13 protein-coding genes are annotated in these 17,325 nt (G+C 66.7%); 4 read left to right on the top strand and 9 right to left on the bottom strand.

Annotated features, from left to right (window positions below; all coding sequences use genetic code 11):
* Window positions 1-2: 2 nt before the first annotated feature.
* The 5 genes from C1933_RS02720 to C1933_RS02700 all read right to left on the bottom strand — a co-directional run bounded on the left by C1933_RS02720 (window position 3) and on the right by C1933_RS02700 (window position 4,936).
* Window positions 3-1,187 (bottom strand): cystathionine gamma-synthase, encoded by a 1,185-nt coding sequence (locus tag C1933_RS02720; RefSeq protein ID WP_108752089.1) that lies wholly within the window; start codon window positions 1,185-1,187, stop codon window positions 3-5.
* Between the two features lie 123 nt (window positions 1,188-1,310).
* Entirely contained in the window at window positions 1,311-2,681 is a 1,371-nt protein-coding gene (locus tag C1933_RS02715) for a pyridoxal-phosphate dependent enzyme (RefSeq protein ID WP_108752088.1), read from the bottom strand.
* A 448-nt stretch (window positions 2,682-3,129) separates the two neighbouring features.
* A complete protein-coding gene (locus C1933_RS02710) occupies window positions 3,130-3,366 on the bottom strand; it encodes a YdcH family protein (protein WP_108748418.1) in 237 nt (78 codons plus the stop codon).
* Between the two features lie 323 nt (window positions 3,367-3,689).
* Window positions 3,690-4,574 carry an OmpA family protein gene (locus C1933_RS02705; RefSeq protein WP_108752087.1) on the bottom strand — a complete coding sequence of 295 codons (885 nt, stop codon included), beginning with the start codon at window positions 4,572-4,574 and terminating at the stop codon, window positions 3,690-3,692.
* On the bottom strand, window positions 4,571-4,936 hold the full coding sequence (locus C1933_RS02700; RefSeq protein WP_108748416.1) for a DUF4398 domain-containing protein: 366 nt from the start codon (window positions 4,934-4,936) through the stop codon (window positions 4,571-4,573). Before C1933_RS02700 ends, C1933_RS02705 begins: the two co-directional genes overlap by 4 nt.
* A gap of 123 nt (window positions 4,937-5,059) precedes the next feature.
* Between C1933_RS02700 and C1933_RS02695 the strand changes: the two genes are divergently transcribed.
* From C1933_RS02695 to C1933_RS02685, 3 genes are all read left to right on the top strand, one after another.
* On the top strand, window positions 5,060-6,190 hold the full coding sequence (locus C1933_RS02695) for a PilT/PilU family type 4a pilus ATPase (protein ID WP_108748415.1): 1,131 nt from the start codon (window positions 5,060-5,062) through the stop codon (window positions 6,188-6,190).
* 70 nt (window positions 6,191-6,260) lie between these two features.
* Complete coding sequence (locus tag C1933_RS02690; RefSeq protein ID WP_108752086.1) at window positions 6,261-7,550, top strand: putative DNA modification/repair radical SAM protein; 1,290 nt, start codon at window positions 6,261-6,263, stop codon at window positions 7,548-7,550.
* A gap of 1 nt (window position 7,551) precedes the next feature.
* Entirely contained in the window at window positions 7,552-8,997 is a 1,446-nt protein-coding gene (locus C1933_RS02685) for a UdgX family uracil-DNA binding protein (RefSeq protein WP_234414636.1), read from the top strand.
* 206 nt (window positions 8,998-9,203) lie between these two features.
* On the opposite strand, the gene C1933_RS02680 is transcribed toward C1933_RS02685, so the two are convergent.
* From C1933_RS02680 to C1933_RS02670, 3 genes are read right to left on the bottom strand one after another with little or no spacing between them, the layout of a single operon-like run.
* On the bottom strand, window positions 9,204-10,034 hold the full coding sequence (locus tag C1933_RS02680) for a hypothetical protein (RefSeq protein ID WP_159093938.1): 831 nt from the start codon (window positions 10,032-10,034) through the stop codon (window positions 9,204-9,206).
* Window positions 10,035-10,042: 8 nt separating this feature from the next.
* The gene (maiA, locus tag C1933_RS02675; RefSeq protein WP_108752083.1) at window positions 10,043-10,729 is read right to left on the bottom strand and encodes a maleylacetoacetate isomerase; all 687 of its coding nucleotides are present in this window, start codon (window positions 10,727-10,729) and stop codon (window positions 10,043-10,045) included.
* A gap of 14 nt (window positions 10,730-10,743) precedes the next feature.
* Window positions 10,744-11,733 carry a fumarylacetoacetate hydrolase family protein gene (locus C1933_RS02670; protein WP_108752082.1) on the bottom strand — a complete coding sequence of 330 codons (990 nt, stop codon included), beginning with the start codon at window positions 11,731-11,733 and terminating at the stop codon, window positions 10,744-10,746.
* A gap of 902 nt (window positions 11,734-12,635) precedes the next feature.
* Here C1933_RS02670 and C1933_RS02660 point away from each other — a divergent pair.
* The gene (locus tag C1933_RS02660) at window positions 12,636-14,057 is read left to right on the top strand and encodes a DEAD/DEAH box helicase (RefSeq protein ID WP_108752081.1); all 1,422 of its coding nucleotides are present in this window, start codon (window positions 12,636-12,638) and stop codon (window positions 14,055-14,057) included.
* Between the two features lie 620 nt (window positions 14,058-14,677).
* Here the strand turns inward: C1933_RS02660 and C1933_RS02655 are convergent.
* Window positions 14,678-17,272, bottom strand: coding sequence for a M14 family zinc carboxypeptidase (locus C1933_RS02655; protein ID WP_108752080.1), 2,595 nt, complete (start codon window positions 17,270-17,272; stop codon window positions 14,678-14,680).
* Window positions 17,273-17,325: the final 53 nt, after the last annotated feature.

The following is a 17,325-nucleotide window of genomic DNA, read 5'->3' as shown; positions in this document are numbered from 1 at the left end:
GATCAGCGATTCCCCGCCGCCAACGCCCGCTCCAGATCCACCTGCAGATCCCCCAGCTCTTCCACGCCCACGCTCAGCCGCACCAGCGCATCGCTGATCCCCAGCTGCTCGCGGCGTACCACCGGAATCGAGGCATGGGTCATCACCGCCGGGTGGTTCACCAGGCTTTCCACGCCACCCAGCGATTCGGCCAGGGTGAACAGCTCGGTCTTTTCGCAGAAGCGCTTGGCCGCCTCGAAACCGCCCTTCAGCACGATCGAGACAATGCCGCCGAAGCCGGCCATCTGCTTGCCCGCCAGTTCGTGCTGCGGGTGCGAAGGCAGGCCCGGGTAGATCACTTTTTCCACCGCCGGGTGCTTTTCCAGCCACTGCGCCAGCGCCATCGCATTGGCGCAGTGCGCCTTCATGCGCAGCGGCAGCGTCTTCAGGCCGCGCAGGGCCAGGAAGCTGTCGAACGGGCCCTGCACACCACCAATCGAGTTCTGCAGGAACGCCATCTGCTCGGCCAGCTCGGCGTCGGCACCGACCACCACCATGCCGCCGACCATGTCCGAATGGCCGTTGAGGTACTTGGTGGCCGAATGCAGCACCAGGTCGGCGCCCAGTTCCAGCGGCCGCTGCAGCATCGGCGAGGCGAAGGTGTTGTCCACTACCACGATCAGGCCATGGCGCTTGGCGATGGTAGCCACCGCGGCGATGTCCACGATCTTCAGCATCGGGTTGGTCGGGGTTTCAATCCAGACCATCTTCGTCTGCGCGGTGATCGCCGCTTCGAAGGCGGCCAGATCGGTCAGGTCGACGAAGCTGAAATCCAGGCCGGCGGTGCGGCGGCGCACGCGCTCGAACAGGCGGAAGGTGCCGCCGTAGATGTCATCCATCGCCACCACGTGGCTGCCGGCGTCCAGCAGTTCCATCACGGTGCTGCTGGCGGCCATGCCCGAAGCGAAGGCGAAACCACGGGTGCCACCTTCCAACGAGGCCACGCAGCGCTCGTAGGCGAAGCGGGTCGGGTTGTGCGTACGCGAGTACTCAAAGCCCTGGTGCTCGCCCGGGCTGGACTGTGCGTAGGTGGAGGTGGCGTAGATGGGCGGCATCACCGCGCCGGTGCTCGGATCGGGCGACTGGCCGCCGTGGATGGCCAGCGTGGCCAGGGCCAGCGCGCGATCGGGCTTGGAAGCGTTGGACATTTCGTTTCCTGAATGGCGCCGGTGTTCGGCGCCGTCGAAGGAGCGGGAGTCTATCAGCGCGCCCTTAACGGGCTTTGACGCGGATAAACCGGGATTCAGCAGCGAATGCGCGCGATCGTGCGCTTACTGCACGCGGCGGCGCAGGAAGTTCAGCAGGTCGATGCGGGTGATCAGGCCCAGGAAGGCGTTGCCGTCCATGACGATGGCCACCTGGCCGCGGTCGAACACCGGCAGCAGGGCTTCGATGGGCGACTTCACGTCCAGCCGGTCCAGCTTGCTGACCATGGCCGTGGCCACCGGGTCGCGGAAGCGTGCTTCGTCGCCATAGACGTGCAGCAGCACGTCGCTTTCATCGACGATGCCGACCAGCTGGTCGCCGTCCATCACCGGCAGCTGCGACACGTCGTACAGCTTCATGCGCTGGTAGGCGGTGGTCAGCAGGTCGTTCGGGCCGATAACGACGGTGTCACGCTGGCCGTACGGGCGCAGGATCAGGTCGCGCAGATCGCCGTGCTGCGGGCGCTGCAGGAAGCCGTTGTCCAGCATCCAGTAGTCGTTGTACATCTTCGACAGGTACTTGTTGCCGGTGTCGGGCACCAGCACCAGCACCTTCTTCGGCGTGGTCTGTTCCTGGCAGTACTTCAGGCCGGCGGCCAGCAGGGTGCCGGTGGACGAACCGCCCAGGATGCCTTCCTTGCCCAGCAGCTCGCGGGCGGTGTGGAAGCTTTCCGCGTCGGTGATCGGGTAGGCCTTGGTGACGCGGCTGAAATCGGAGATCGAGGGCAGGAAGTCCTCGCCGATGCCTTCCACCAGCCAGCTGCCGGACTTGTCGTTCAGGTTGCCGTCGTTGATGTACTCGGCAAGGATGGACCCCACCGGGTCAGCCAGCACCAGTTCGGTCTTCGGCGACAGCTTGGCGAAGGCACGCGACAGGCCGGTCATGGTGCCCGAGCTGCCGCAGCCGAACACGATCGCGTCCAGGTCACCGCCCATCTGTTCCAGGATTTCCGGGCCGGTGCCGAATTCGTGCGCGGCCGGGTTGTCCGGGTTGCCGAACTGGTTGATGAAGTAGGCGCCGGGGGTCTGCTCGGCAATGGTCTGGGCCAGGTCCTGGTAGTACTCGGGGTGGCCCTTGGCCACGTCCGAACGGGTCAGGCGCACTTCGGCGCCCATGGCCTTCAGGTTGAAGATCTTTTCCCGGCTCATCTTGTCGGGAACCACCAGGATGAGCTTGTAGCCCTTCTGCTGCGCGACCAGGGCCAGGCCCAGGCCGGTGTTGCCGGCGGTGCCTTCCACCAGGGTGGCGCCGGGCTTCAGATCGCCGCGCTTTTCAGCGGCCTCGATCATCGACAGGCCGATGCGGTCCTTGATCGATCCGCCCGGGTTGGCGCTTTCGAGCTTCAGGTAGAGCTCGCAGACACCGGTATCCAGGCGCTGGGCCTTGACGATCGGGGTCTTGCCGATGAGTTCGAGGACGGAAGAATGGATGGGCATTCGGGGACTTTCGTTTCGCGCCGCGCAGGGCCGGACCATGGATTATCCGACGGATGGCGCCGAAAGTCAGGCACCGCGACGTGGGCGCTTATGTAGAGCCGAGCCATGCTCGGCTGGGTAGCGGCCACGGCGGGCCAACCAAGGTTGGCCCCTACCAAAGCGGCCGGCCACAGCAGGCCAACCAAGGTTGGCCCCTACCAAAGCAGGGTCCAGGCGGACCAGGAACGGAGGATGCGGACGGCCCCGGATCGACGAGGAGACCGGTACCGCCCGCATCGGTGGACTCAGGCTGCAGGGTTTTGCACAGGCCGGGGCCTGCGGGCCAAGGCACCACCGCCTGTGGTGCCTTGGCGCGGCCGCCGTTGCCGGCGATACCGCGGGGCCAGGTCACGTGCCTGGCCGGGCCTTCGATGGCCGGATCACGCCGTTCCGGGCGTGAGCGCGTGCGTCAGTGCGTGGGGGACGTCGTGGGAAGCGGGGTTTCGTACATACGCAGAAGGCGTTGCTTGGCCAGCAGCTTCTCGCGCTTCATTCGACCCAGGGTGACATCATCGATCGGGAGGACACCCAACTCCGCGTCCATGCACTTCTTGTTCAACTTACGGTGCTGGTCATGGAGTGCCCGGAACTCCGGATCACACGCGCGACGGGCGTCGATCTCGCTCTGGGGCTGATCTTCAAACATGATGGACCTCCTTCGACAGATACACGAACGCCCCGGCCGCAAGGCACGGGGCGTTGTTCATGGAGGAGCGCCGGGAGATGGCCACATGGGTGCGCACCACGACCCGCGGCACTGGCCTGCGCACGTCGGTCTGCTGCGGTTCGCGCCCTGCTTGCATCGGCCCGGCCCTCCCATCGTCCGGTCCGCGGCATTGCGTCCCGGACGATTGACCCTACGCTTGCTGCAGGCCGGGTTCAAGCCCCTGCGACAAAAAGACCGAACCCCGCCGTGGCGGGGTTCAGGCTGAATACTCAAAGCAACGAAAAACAAACAAATTCAAACAATTACGGGGCCACGATGACCTCGGCCGAGCGGGCCTTGGTGGACGCGGCCTTCTTGCCGGCCACCTGGATGCGGTTGCCTGCGACACCGGCCGCCACCAGCGCATCGCGCAGGGCTTCGGCACGCTTCTGGCCCACACCGGTGGCGCTGTCATAGGCCTCGATGCGCACCCGGCCCTTCTTGCCGATGTTCAGGTACTCGGCCAGGGCCTTGGCCTGGTTCTTCGCCCCGCCGGACAGGCCGGCCGCACCGGCGGCAAAGGCGTCGCCGCCCAGGGTGAAGACTTCGCCACGACCGTCGAACTTCGAGCCCGGCAGCTTCTGCCCGGACACCAGCTCGGCCTCTTCACGGGCCAGCTTGGCCGCGTTCTGCTGGGCCGCACTCAGGCGCTGCTGCTGCTTGCCGGCCACGCTGGTCAGGGCGTTTTCGGCGTCCTGGCGGGCCAGGGTCTCGGCCTCGGCGGCCAGGCGCAGGCGCTCGGACTCCTCGGCCTGCATCTGCGCCTGCATGCGCAGCTGTTCGGCTTCCTGGCGGGCACGGGCCGCGTCGCGGCGGCTGGCTTCGATCAGCAGGTCGCTGCGGGTGCGCTCCAGGCGGTCCACCTCGCGGGCGGCCAGGGCGGCGCGCACGCTGGTTTCGGCGATGTCCACACGGCGCTCGGCCAGGTAGGTGGCCAGCTCCTGGTCGCGGCGCTTGGCCTTTTCCAGGGTGGCGATGGCCTGCTGGGCCTGCATGCGCTCGAAGGCGCCCAATTCGGCGGTGTCCGGGTTGGCCTGGATCGCCATCAGGCGCTGGGTCAACTGCCCCACCATGGGGTTGTCGGCGGCCAGGGCCAGGCCCGGCAGGGCGAGCGCGGTGGCCAGTGCTAGGGTGGAAAGCGTCTTCATCGGCGGTCCTCCCCGGTCGACAGCTGGCGCTGCAGCTGGTTCACCTCGTTGCGGCGCAGCTGCAGCTGGGCGGTGGCGGTGGCCTCCTCGCTGCGGGCGCGGGCCAGGTCGGCGTCGGCGGCCGCGCGCAGGGCCAGGGCCGGGGCGTTCTTGCGCTCGCGGCGGTCGCCGGCGGCGCGCTGGGCCTGTTCCAGCCCCTGTCGGGCCAGGCCGATCAGGTCTGGCGCATATTGGTCGGCATCGGCCTGGGTGGCCTTTTCCACGGCCTGCTGGGCCTGGGCCAGTTCCAGCGCGGCTTCCTGCGCCCCAACGGGGGCAGACACCGCGAATGCCAACGCCATCACATACAGGCCCTGGCGCATTTGTGCGAAGCTAAGTCGTTTCATTGGGGAGGCCCGTGCCCGGTTGTCGGTACGTGGCCATTGTCGTCAAGCCGACGCCGTGCTTGCAACGGTCGCTGGCGGTTTCGTTGGGGAAAATTCGCGATGGATATCGGCTACTTCCTGAAGCTGATGACCGAAAAGAACGCCTCGGACATGTTCTTGACCACCGGTGCGCCGGTGTACATCAAGATCGAAGGCAAGCTGTACCCGCTGGGAAATACCGGCCTGCCGCCGGGCATGGTGAAGAAGATCGCCTACTCGCTGATGGACGAAGGCCAGGTGCCGCAGTTCGAGCGCGAGCTGGAGCTCAACATGGCCATCGCCCTGCCCGACGCCGGTCGCTTCCGCGTCAACGTGTTCAAGCAGCGCGGCGAGGTGGGCATGGTCATCCGTGCCATCCGCAGCCGCATTCCCAGCATCGAGGAGCTCAATCTTCCGCAGGTGCTGAAGGATGTGATCATGACCCCGCGCGGGCTGGTGCTGGTGGTGGGGTCCACCGGCTCAGGCAAGTCCACCTCGCTGGCGTCGATGATCGACCACCGCAACAGCACCACCACCGGGCACATCCTCACCATCGAGGACCCGATCGAATACCTGCACAAACACAAGATGTCGATCGTGAACCAGCGTGAGGTCGGGCTGGACACCCATGCCTTCCACAACGCGCTGAAGAACGCGATGCGTGAAGCGCCGGACGTGATCCTGATCGGCGAAATCCTGGATGCGGAAACGATGGAGGCGGCGATCGCCTTCGCCGAAACTGGCCACCTGTGCCTGGCCACCCTGCATTCCAACAACGCCGACCAGACCATCGAGCGCATCCTGAACTTCTTCCCGGAAAGCGCGCACAAGAACGTGCTGATGAACCTGGCGCTGAACCTGCGTGCGGTGATCAGCCAGCGCCTGGTGAAGAACAAGGCCGGGCGCCGCCTGCCGGCCACCGAGGTACTGATCAACACGCCGATGATCCGCGACCTGCTGCGCCGCGGACAGGTACACGAGATCAAGGCGGCAATGGAATCGTCGCTGGAAGAAGGCATGGAAAGCTTCGACCAGTGCCTGTTCCGGCTGGCCAAGAGCGGCGTGATCGAGCAGGAAGAGGCGCTGCGTGCGGCCGATTCGCGCGATGGTCTGGCGCTGAAGTTCCGCCTGTCCGAAGGCGGCAGTGGCGAACACGATCCCTACGCCGATTTCTCGTCGGCCACCCAGCCCAGCATCACCCACGGGTTCTGAGCCGGCGGCAATCCTGAAGGGTTAAGGGGCGGTCTCATCCAATGAGACCGCCTGTCCGTAGGTTTCTGTCATGGAAACCCTTCGCAAGCTGGCCATCCTGGCCGATGCCGCCAAATACGATGCCTCCTGCGCTTCCAGTGGCGCCGGCAAACGCGATTCGCGCGCGTCCGGGGGCATTGGCAGCACCGAGGGCATGGGCATCTGCCACAGCTACACGCCCGATGGCCGCTGCGTGTCCCTGCTGAAGATCCTGCTGACCAACTTCTGCGTGTACGACTGCGCGTACTGCGTGAACCGTGTCTCCAGCAACGTGCCCCGCGCGCGCTTCAGCGTGGAAGAAGTGGTCTCGCTGACCCTGGATTTCTACAAGCGCAACTACATCGAAGGGCTGTTCCTTTCCAGCGGCATCATCCGCAACGCCGACTACACCATGGAACGCATGGTGGAAGTGGCCCGGCAGCTGCGCGAGGAGCATCGCTTCGCCGGTTACATCCACCTGAAGACCATTCCCGAGGCGTCGCCGGAACTGCTGGCCAGTGCAGGCCGCCATGCCGATCGCCTTTCGATCAACGTGGAACTGCCCACCGATGCCGGGCTGGCCGCGCTGGCCCCGGAAAAGACCAGCCATACCATCCGCGGTGCGATGGGTGAACTGCGCTGGCGCATCGACGAGGCCAAGGAGGCCCGCCGCGCGCCGCCTGCCGTGGCGGCCACATCCACGCCCACCCGCAGCGCGCGCCCGCGGCCGCCTCGCTTTGCCCCGGCCGGGCAAAGCACGCAGATGATCGTCGGTGCCGACGGTGCCAGCGACCAGCAGATCCTGCTCAGCGCCGATCGGCTGTACGGCAACTACCACATGCGCCGGGTCTACTACTCGGCCTTCAGCCCGATTCCCGATGCCAGCCGCCAACTGCCGGTGCAGCCACCGCCGCTGCAGCGCGAACACCGCCTGTACCAGGCCGACTGGCTGCTGCGCTTCTATGGCTACGGCGTGGATGAGATCACCGACAACAGCGGCGACGGCATGCTGGATCTGGATATCGACCCGAAGATGGCCTGGGCGATCCGCCATCCGGAGCGCTTTCCGGTGGATCTGAACCGCGCGCCGAAGGAACTGCTGCTGCGCGTACCGGGCCTGGGCGTGCGCAACGTGAAGCGGGTGCTGATGGCGCGCCGGCACGGTCGCCTGCGGGTGGCCGATGTCGCGCGCCTGAAGGCGCCCATGAACAAGCTGCTGCCGTTCGTGCAACTGGCCGACCACCACCCGCGCAGTGCGCTGGACGACCCGGCCGCGCTGCGTGCGCGGCTGGCGCCGCCGCCGCGCCAGGGGTCGCTGTTCGACACGCCACCGGCGGCCTGACGTGCAACGCTGGTCGCTACGGGTGGACCCGCCGTGGTCGCTGCAGGCCTGGCGCGATGGCGCGCGCGGGGCGCTGCTGGCTGCGGTGCCGCCATCGCAGCTGGACTGGCTGCCGGGCCACGAAGCCTCGCTGCTGGATGCCCCTGCCCTGCCCGACGCGACGGCCAACCCGGCGCAGGGCGCGCAACCCGGCGTGCCGCGCGAGTTCCTGGAACTGGCCGCGACCGTGCTGTGCCACCGCGAACCACAACGCATGGCCCTGCTGTACCGGCTGCTGTGGCGGATCACCCATGGCGAACGCGCGGTGCTGTCCAACCCGACCGACGCCGACGTGCTGCGGGCGATGGCGATGGCCCAGGCGGTGCGCCGCGACACGCACAAGATGAAAGCCTTCGTGCGCTTCCGCGAAGTGCCCGGCGAACAGGACGCGTTCATTGCCTGGTTCGAGCCGGAGCACCACATCGTGGATCGCGTGGCACCGTTCTTCGCGCGCCGCTTCGCCGGCATGCGCTGGGCGATCCTGACCCCCGGCCGCAGCGTGCAGTGGGACGGCCAGGCCTTGAGCTTCGGGCCGGGTGGCCGGCGCGAAGATGCGCCGGCCGAGGATGCGCGCGAGGCGTTGTGGCAGACCTACTACGCCAGCATCTTCAACCCGGCGCGGCTGAACACCCGCATGATGCAGCAGGAAATGCCGGCCAAGTACTGGCGGCACCTGCCCGAGGCGCAGCTGCTGCCGGGCCTGGTGCGCGAGGCGGCAGGCCGGGTACAGGATATGCACGACCGGCCCGCCCAGGCACCGCAGCGGCGGGTGCCGGCGCGGGTGCTGCCGGCCCCTGCCGTGGATGGAAGCCTGGCGGCGCTGCGCGCGCAGGCCAGCACCTGCCAGCAGTGCCCGCTGTGGGAGCCGGCCACGCAGACCGTGTTCGGCCAGGGCCCGGCCGATGCGCGGGTGATGGTGGTGGGCGAACAGCCCGGTGATGTGGAGGACCTGAGCGGCCGCCCGTTCGCCGGCCCCGCCGGGCAACTGCTGGACCGTGCGCTGGCCGAGCTGGGCATCGACCGCGCAACGCTGTACCTGACCAACGCGGTGAAGCACTTCCACCACGAGCGACGCGGCAAGGTGCGGCTGCACAAGCGGCCGGAAAGCCGCCACGTGCATGCCTGCCGGCCCTGGCTGATGGGCGAGATCGCGCGGGTGCGGCCGCAGCTGATCGTGTGCCTGGGGGCGACCGCCGCCATGGCCGTGTTCGGGCGGGACTTCAGCCTGGCCCGTGATCGCGGGCGCTGGCACACGCTGGACGATGGCACCCGCGGCTATGCCACGGTGCACCCGGCGTGGGTGCTGCGGCAGGGCGATGAGGCGCGCCGCGAGGCCGGCTATCGGCTGTTCCGCGAGGACCTGCGGCAGATGCTGGTGAACGCGCAGGCCGGCCACGCGCGCGGGTAACTCCAGGGTCCCACGCTTGGCCAAGTATCACGGCTTGCCCTCGTCGTTGCCGCGTGGCGGCGCGGCGCAAACAGGGCCGAAGGACCGTCTGGCTGAACTGCTGCTGCGGCCCTCGCAATCGTTGCTGATTGCGAGGCCTGCTCAAACAACGATGCCACCCACACCGGACTTGCTGAAAACCGGATGTCAGGGTTCATCTCGTGAGATCACTTGCGGCTATAGACGTCGATCTGTTCGTCAGCTGAGCCGGAATTCCCCAGCTTTGTGACATCACTCCACAGATCCGCATTGGGCCGGGGATCTGGACCGGACGCACTCACGCCCATGAGCTGTGCATTCATACCCAGCTGCCGCAGAAACTCAGTCGTGTACTGCTGCACGGCAGCGGGATTGGCGACCGATCCGCTTGGCAAGTTCCTACCAAGGAGATACTCCGCCCGGTGATCTCCCAGAATCTTGGCGACTTCGACCTTGGCTCGCAGCATGTCCTGCACCGTCTGAGCGTCCATTCCCCTCTTGGTAAGCATTGCGTACTCGGCTGCGGCAGCCTCCTCGTATGCATAGAAAGCTCCCAGCGTGGCGGCATTTTTCAATGCAGGCATCGCGCCTGGCACTTGATCTCGCCGGATGAGAGCAATGCCGTACAACATCCTCGATTTCGGATCAGCTGATCGCGCAAGTTCCTTCAGGTCCATCCTATCCAGAGCATCCAGTTCAGCCTGTGTAGGGTAGTAATGCTTCTCAAGCCAAGCCAGCTCTGCCTTGGACAGTGCAACCAGCCGCGGGTCACTGGCCGCAAGCTGCGACGCGGGTACTTGGACAGAATCAATCCGCCCTTCAGCAAGGGAGCTTGCTCCAATGCTCTCCATTGTCCGCCCCCCTGCTTTGACTAAGCCGGATAACGAATCGGAGCCCGCATCGGTGCCCGAGATTGGCTCAGCCGATCCCGTTCGGAACCACATAGCCGCGCCTATCGCCACCCCGGCAGCGACAACTACAGCACCGATGACTGCAAGTTTCCCATTGAAGACAGCCATTGAATGACTCACCTCATCGCATCAACCTGATTCTCCGGGCGGGCGCGCTCGAAAGCGTCCACGGCCTGGCAGGCGGCCTCGATGCGGCGCAGCGTCGGGTACGGCGCCAGGTCCAGTCCAAACCGGTGCGCGTTGTACAGCTGCGGCATCAGGCACAGATCCGCCAAGGTAGGACGATCGCCGTGGCAGAAGCGACCGGTGTCTCCACTGTTGGCCAGCATCGTTTCCATTGCCGCCAGCCCCTCGGCCATCCAGCGCAGGGTCCACTGCGTGCGCGCATCGGCCGGCACCTGCAGATCGCGCTCCAGGTACTGCATCACCCGCAGGTTGTTGATCGGGTGGATATCGCAGGCGACCAGCTGTGCCAAGCCGCGCACGCGCGCACGGCCGGAGGCGTCGGCCGGCAGCAGCGGCACCTGCGGGAAGCGCTCGTCCAGGTATTCCAGGATCGCCAGCGACTGGTTCAGCACATGGCCGTCATGCAGCAGGGTCGGCACCAGTTGCTGCGGATTGAGCGCGGCATAGGCGTCGGCATGCTGCTCGCCACCATCGCGCACCAGATGCACCGGCCGGCCTTCCCAGGCCAAGCCTTTCAGTTCCAGGCCGATGCGCACGCGGTAGGCGGCGCTGGATCGCCAGTAGGTGTACAGCACGATGCCGTCGTCGACCGGGCCGTCATCAACCAGGATGTCCATTGCCGCCTCCATGCTCAGGGCTTGGCTGCTTGTTCGATGCGCTGCTCGATGGCACCAAAGATGCTGTTGCCGGCGGCATCGAGCATTTCAATGCGCACCACATCGCCGAACGACATGAACGGCGTGCTCGGCTTGCCGTCGCGCAGGGTTTCCACGGTGCGCTGTTCGGCGAAGCAGGAGGCACCCTTGCTGGTGTCTTCATTGGCGATGGTGCCCGAGCCGACGATGGCGCCGGCGCCCAGCGGGCGGGTCTTGGCGGCATGCGCGACCAGCTGGGCGAAATTGAACTGCATGTCCACGCCGGCTTCCGGCGCACCGAACCAGGCGCCGTTGATGTGGGTCAGCAGCGGCAGGTGCACCTTGCTGTCCTGCCAGGCATCACCCAGCTCATCGGGGGTGACGAACACCGGCGACAGCGCCGAGCGCGGCTTGGACTGCAGGAAACCGAAGCCCTTGGCCAGTTCGCCGGGAATCAGGTTGCGCAGCGAGACATCGTTCACCAGGCCGATCAGCTGGATATGGCCGGCGGCCTGTTCGGCGCTGACCGCCATCGGCACGTCGTCGGTGATCACCACCAGTTCGGCTTCCAGATCGATGCCGTAATCCTCGCTGATCACCTTCACGGCATCGCGCGGGCCATAGAAGGCGGCGCTGGTGGCCTGGTACATCAGCGGGTCGGTGTAGAAGCTTTCCGGCACTTCGGCGCCACGGGCGCGGCGCACACGCTCGACGTGCGGCAGGTAGGCGCTGCCATCGACGAATTCATAGGCACGCGGCAGCGGCGCGGCCAGGGCCTGCGGGTCCAGGTCGAACACGCCATCGGCATCGCCGGCGTTCAGCGATTCATACAGGGCGTTCAAGCGCGGTGCGATGTGGCTCCAGTCTTCCAGCGCCTGCTGCAGGGTGGCGGCGATGCCGGTGGCGCGTACGCCGTGGCGCAGGTCACGCGAGACGACGATGAGGGTGCCGTCGCGGCCGCCTTCCTTCAAAGAACCAAGCTTCATGGGTGGGTGTCCGGAGTCGTGGGCAAACAAGTTTCAAGTGTAATCAAATGCGCGGTGTAGCCAAGCTGCAGCGCGGCATCGGCCCACCCTACCGCAGGAGGGGGTTCGGCAGGGCTGCGCCCTGCACCCCTGTAGAGTCGAGCCATGCTCGACTGAAGCAACGTCAAAAGCGGGCATTCCGTGGGATGGCGGGGCGGTGTGGGCTTGCAGGACACGCCGCAAGTACGTCCATGTAGGCTCGTAGGCGCCATCCATGGCGCCTGCGGTCCTGCAAGGCCACACCGCCCCGCCTCTGACAGATTCACGCGGCTGTTGGTAGGTGTCGACCTTGGTCGACACATCTGTCAGATATCGAATGAATTCATCCGTGTCGACCAAGGTCGACACCCACCAGAGCAGAATGCCGTTCCGACAGTTCGCGGCCAACTGTCGAAGGCGGGGTGGGTCCGGTGGCGGGGGCGTGAGCGCCATGGATGGCGCGACCGAGCCTACATGGACGTATTTACGGCGTCCCCCGCAACCGGACCCACCCCGCCATCCCACGGATAGCCCGCTTTTGACGTTGCCGTTGACGTTGACGGTAGCGGGTGCAGGGCGCAGCCCTGCCAGCCCCCTCCCCTTCCCTGAACAGGGGTTTTTGCGTGAGGTCTCAGGCTTCGGTTAGACTATGCGGGTCTGCAGCGGCCGTCCGTTTCCCTTCGGGATCGCCGGCGACCGGGGTCCGCCCCTTCGCCCGCCCCCACTCCGACACCGTTCGTCACGCATTCCAGCCTGTGCTCCGCGCCGGCTGCACCCAACTTCTCGCAGCGCGGTTCACGGGAACGCTCCGAGTCAGCCGATCAGTTTGATCTGCCCCCGCCTGTCCGATCGGTCAGGCGTTTCTTGTACTTGGAGCAAACTCAATGTCTTTTGAATCGCTGGGCCTGGCGCCCTTCCTGCTGCGTGCGCTTGCCGAGCAGGGCTACGAAAACCCGACCCCGATCCAGCAGCAGGCGATCCCGCTGGCGCTGGCCGGTCGCGACCTGCTGGCCGGCGCACAGACCGGTACCGGCAAGACCGCCGCCTTCGGCCTGCCGCTGCTGCAGCACCTGGGCACCGCATCGCAGGAAGTGCGCAGCGGCCCGCGCAAGCCGCGCGCGCTGATCCTGGCCCCCACCCGCGAGCTGGCCACCCAGGTGCACGACAGCCTGCGCGGCTACAGCAAGTACCTGCGCATTCCCAGCGCCTGCATCTACGGTGGCGTGGGCATGGGCAACCAGCTGGACATCCTGCGCCGTGGCGTGGATCTGCTGGTGGCCTGCCCGGGCCGCCTGATCGACCACCTGGAGCGTCGCAGCATCGACCTGTCCGGCATTGAACTGCTGGTGCTGGACGAAGCCGATCGCATGCTGGACATGGGCTTCCTGCCGTCCATCAAGCGCATCCTGGCCAAGCTGCCGAAGCAGAACCGGCAGACCCTGCTGTTCTCGGCCACCTTCGAGGACAACATCCGCCAGCTGGCGCTGGAGTTCATGCGCAACCCGGAACAGATCCAGGTGACGCCGAAGAATACCGTGGCCGAAACCATCACCCACCGCGTGCATCCGGTCGACGGCGGCCGCAAGCGCGACCTGCTGCTGCACCTGCTGGCGCAGGACAGTCGCGAGCAGACCCTGGTGTTCGCCCGTACCAAGCACGGCAGCGACAAGCTGGCTGCGTTCCTGGAAAAGTCCGGCATCAAGACCGCGGCGATCCACGGCAACAAGAGCCAGGGCCAGCGCCTGCGTGCACTGGGCGATTTCAAGGCCGGCCGGGTGACCGTGCTGGTGGCTACCGATATCGCCGCGCGCGGTATCGACATCAACGAACTGCCGAAGGTGATCAACTTCGATCTGCCGATGGTGGCCGAAGACTACGTGCACCGCATTGGCCGTACCGGCCGCAACGGTGCCACCGGCCAGGCGATTTCGCTGGTCGCGCAGGATGAAGTGAAGCTGCTGCGCGCGATCACGCGTCTGCTGGGCCGCGACATGGATATCCGCGATGTGCCGGGCTTCGAGCTGCAGGTGCCGATCCGCTGGGGCAACAGTGCGCCGGGCAAGGCCGAGCACGAAACCGGCGAACGCGCCCCGCGCAAGAGCCACGCCCGTCGCCCGCACGGCGATGCGCCGCGCCACGCGCATGCCGGCCCGAAGAAGTCGGGCGGCGGCCGTCGCGAAGGCGGTGGTAATGGCCAGCAGCGTGCAGGTGCTGGCGCCGGCCAGGGCCAGCGTCGTGGCGGTGGCGGCAATGGCGGCGGCCGCGGTCGCGGTCAGGGCGGCAACGGCGGCGGTCGCGCCGGCTGATCCTGGCTGACGGTTGATGCGCTTCCCGCTGCGCTGGGGGCTATCGAGGGACGGCGCTGACGCGCCGTCCTTTTTTTTGGCTGGCTACCGGGATGGCTTGAGAGCCTGCGGTTGGTTCTGCTTGGGGCGGATCGGAGCGGGGGGAGCGCGAAACACGCCGTAAACCCATCCATGGGGGCTCGTAGGCGCCATCCATGGCGCCTGCGGTTTCGCGCTCCCCCCGCCCCGATCCACTTCAGACATTTCCAGCGCCTTCTTGTCCCGCCGGGTAGCCGGGAGAAGAAAGATCAAGTTCAAATTCAAGTTCAAAAACAAAAGCCGAAGCAGGAGCTTCGGCTTTTGCTTTTGCTTTTGCCCTCGCTCCCGCCTTGGGGTTTGATGCGTCCGCGTCCGCAGGAAACTGTCTGGGGAGGACGGAGGGGTTGCGCAGGACCGCAGGCGCCATGGGCCCGAGGCATGCCTCGGGCGGGTTGGGCAGGACGCCCAACCCCGGTCTTGCCGTGTGCGCAGGATTGCGCACACGAGCAGGGCGCCTACGAGCTTACATGGATGTATTTACAGCGTGTCCTGCGCGGCCCCTCCGTCCTTCCCACCCAAGCATCAGGTAGGCGCGTAAAGCCTCAACCCCGCGCTTTACTAGGATTCACCAGATTCCCGAAGAAGATCGCGTTGATCAGCAGGCGATCCGTGCCGTGCCAGTACTTGCGGTGCGCCGGGTCATCGGCAAACAACACCACGTTGCCCTGCCCCTGCGCCGATACCAGCAGCCAGGCACTGCCCGCCACGCGGCTGCGGTTGCGCTCGGACAGATAACCGTTCACCCGCGGCGGGCTGTCGATGCGCACTACCGTGGAGAACGGATTGGCACTGGGCTGCAGCACCACGGCATTTTCCTTGTTCACCGCCAGCGGCCGACGCGGTACGCCGAAGGCCAGCGGGTGCGAGGTATCGGCGTCGGCGCTGAGGATGTTGCCGCTGACCCGTTCGATCGCGGCGATGTCGCGCTGGTCGCCGAACGCGCGACGACTCTCGTCGGCAGCGTCTTCATCCTTGCCCAGCGTTTCGCCATCGGCCAGCTTCTGCTCGATCGCCCACTTCGAGGCGCTGCCATAGGTCACCAGCGAACCGCCTGCCTGCACCCAGCGCTTCAGCGCGGCCACCGCCGCAGCATCCACGCCGGCGTAGTTGCCGCCAGAGAGGACCAGGGTGGTGTAGCGATCCAGCGGCACCTTGCCCAGCTGCTGCGGGTCCAGCTTGCTGGCCGGCAGATGCAGTTGCTGGTCCAGCAGGAACCACGCCGAGCCGATCTCGGTGGCGGTCACGCCCTCGCCCATCACCAGCGCGACCGCCGGCTTGCGCAGTGCCTTGACGCTGTCGCTGCCCAGATCGATGCCATCGCGGCTGCGGCCGCTGGCCAGGGCGTGGGCCTGCACGCCGGCGCTGCGCGTGGCCGCGTTCACTGCATCCAGCAGTGCCGCACCCTGCAGCGACTGCCCCGCTACGGGAATCACAATGCTGCCTGCGGCGAAGGCCACATCACCCTGCGCCGTGCCCGCGGTGAATGGCTTGAACGCGGCACGCGCCAGCACGCCCTTGCCCTGCAGTTCGGCCAGGGCACGGCTGGCGTTGTAATCGCGCCAGTCGATGACATACGCGAAAGCTGCCTGGCCACCGACCACGCCACCGCCTGCGGCCGGCAGTTCGGTCACCGCGGCACCACCGTCGATGCGGCTGCGGCTGCCGGCGAAGGCCACGCCATAGGCCGGCGCGATCGCATAGCTGGTGCTGCCGTAGAACACATCGCCCTTGATCGGCGGGGTTTCGGCGAAGATCGAATGGACCAGGCGGAACTGCGCCTGCTGCACCGGCACCACGTAGGCGCTGCCTGCGCTGAAGGTCTGGCCATCGACGGTGACATCGCGCGGCAGCGCATGCACATCGATCCGGTGCAGCAGCAACAGCTCAAGCAAGCGACGGGTCAGCGCCGGATCATGTGCATCGCCGAACACGAAGCTCTTTACCGGCTGCTGCCCGGCCTGCTTCAGTGCGCTCTGGAAGAAGCTCTTCTGCAGGTCGAACAGGCCACTGCGTTCGGTGACCGCGCCGCGCACGGTGCCCAGCCCGGTGGCCACCTGGTTGCGGATGGTGAACGGGAAGGTCAGCAGACCGTTCACCGATTCCTGCACGCGCCCACGCGAGCTGGCCTGTTCCACCGTCACCCCCACCGCACCGTGGAAGTCGGGATAGGTGGAGCCGTAGACCGGGGAGAAGTTGTCGTAGTTTTCGCCGGTGTAGTACAGCGATCCCAACGCATCCAGCGACTGCGCATGGTACTTGGCCAGGGTCTTGTTGAATTCATACGAGGCCGCCGGGATCAGCGGGCTGTGCATGCTCTTCGGCGACGGCTCGAAGTAGTAGGTGTTGTCCTTGCCCATCTCGTGGAAGTCGATCTGCACGTTCGGGTACCACTGGTGGAACACCTCCACCTTGGGCCGCGAATCGCGCTGGGTCAGGGCCAGCCAGTCGCGGTTGAGATCGGTGAAGTAGTGGTTGGTGCGGCCCTGCGGGAAGGGTTCGACGTGTTCCTTGTCGGCCGGGTCGGCCGAGGCCGGTTCCGAGGCCCAGGCGTTGTGCCAGTTGGCGGCGCGATCGCGGCCATCGGGGTTCTGCGCCGGGTCGAACAGCACCACCGCCTGCTGCAGCCACTGCTGGGTTTCGGCGCTGCGGTTGGCCACCAGGTAGTAGGCGGTCAGCATGGCCGCTTCACCGCTGGAGGTTTCGTTGCCGTGCACGCTGTAGCCCAGCCACACCACCACCGGGCTGTCACCGGCGGCGCTGCGTGGCTGCGCCGGATCGACCAGGGTCGCGTGCTGCTGGCGGATCTGCTCCAGCCGGCCCTGGTTGCTGGCAGCGGTGACGGTGGCGATCAGCAGCGGGCGGCCTTCGTAGCTGCGGCCGATCTCGCGCACGCTGATCTTGTCCGAATGGCGTGCCAGTTCCTGGAAGTAGGCCACCAGCTGGTCATGCCGGGTGAAGCGACTGCCGATCGGATAGCCCAGGAACTGTTCCGGGGTGGGAATGCTGGCGTCGAAGGCCGAGGCTTCGCTGGCCTGCGGGAAGAAGTAGGCGCTCTGCGCATGGGCCACGCTGGGCGCGGCGAGAACGGTGGCGGCGGCGATCAGCAGCGGCAGTACGGTACGGCGATGCAAGGACACGGTGTTTTCCCGGAATGCAGGGCAGCGCGACCGGCCAGTGCTGGCCGGTCGCG

Source organism: Stenotrophomonas sp. ZAC14D2_NAIMI4_6 (genome assembly GCF_003086875.1).
Classification (GTDB): Bacteria; Pseudomonadota; Gammaproteobacteria; order Xanthomonadales; family Xanthomonadaceae; genus Stenotrophomonas.
This window is presented reverse-complemented; position numbering and strand designations above follow the sequence as displayed.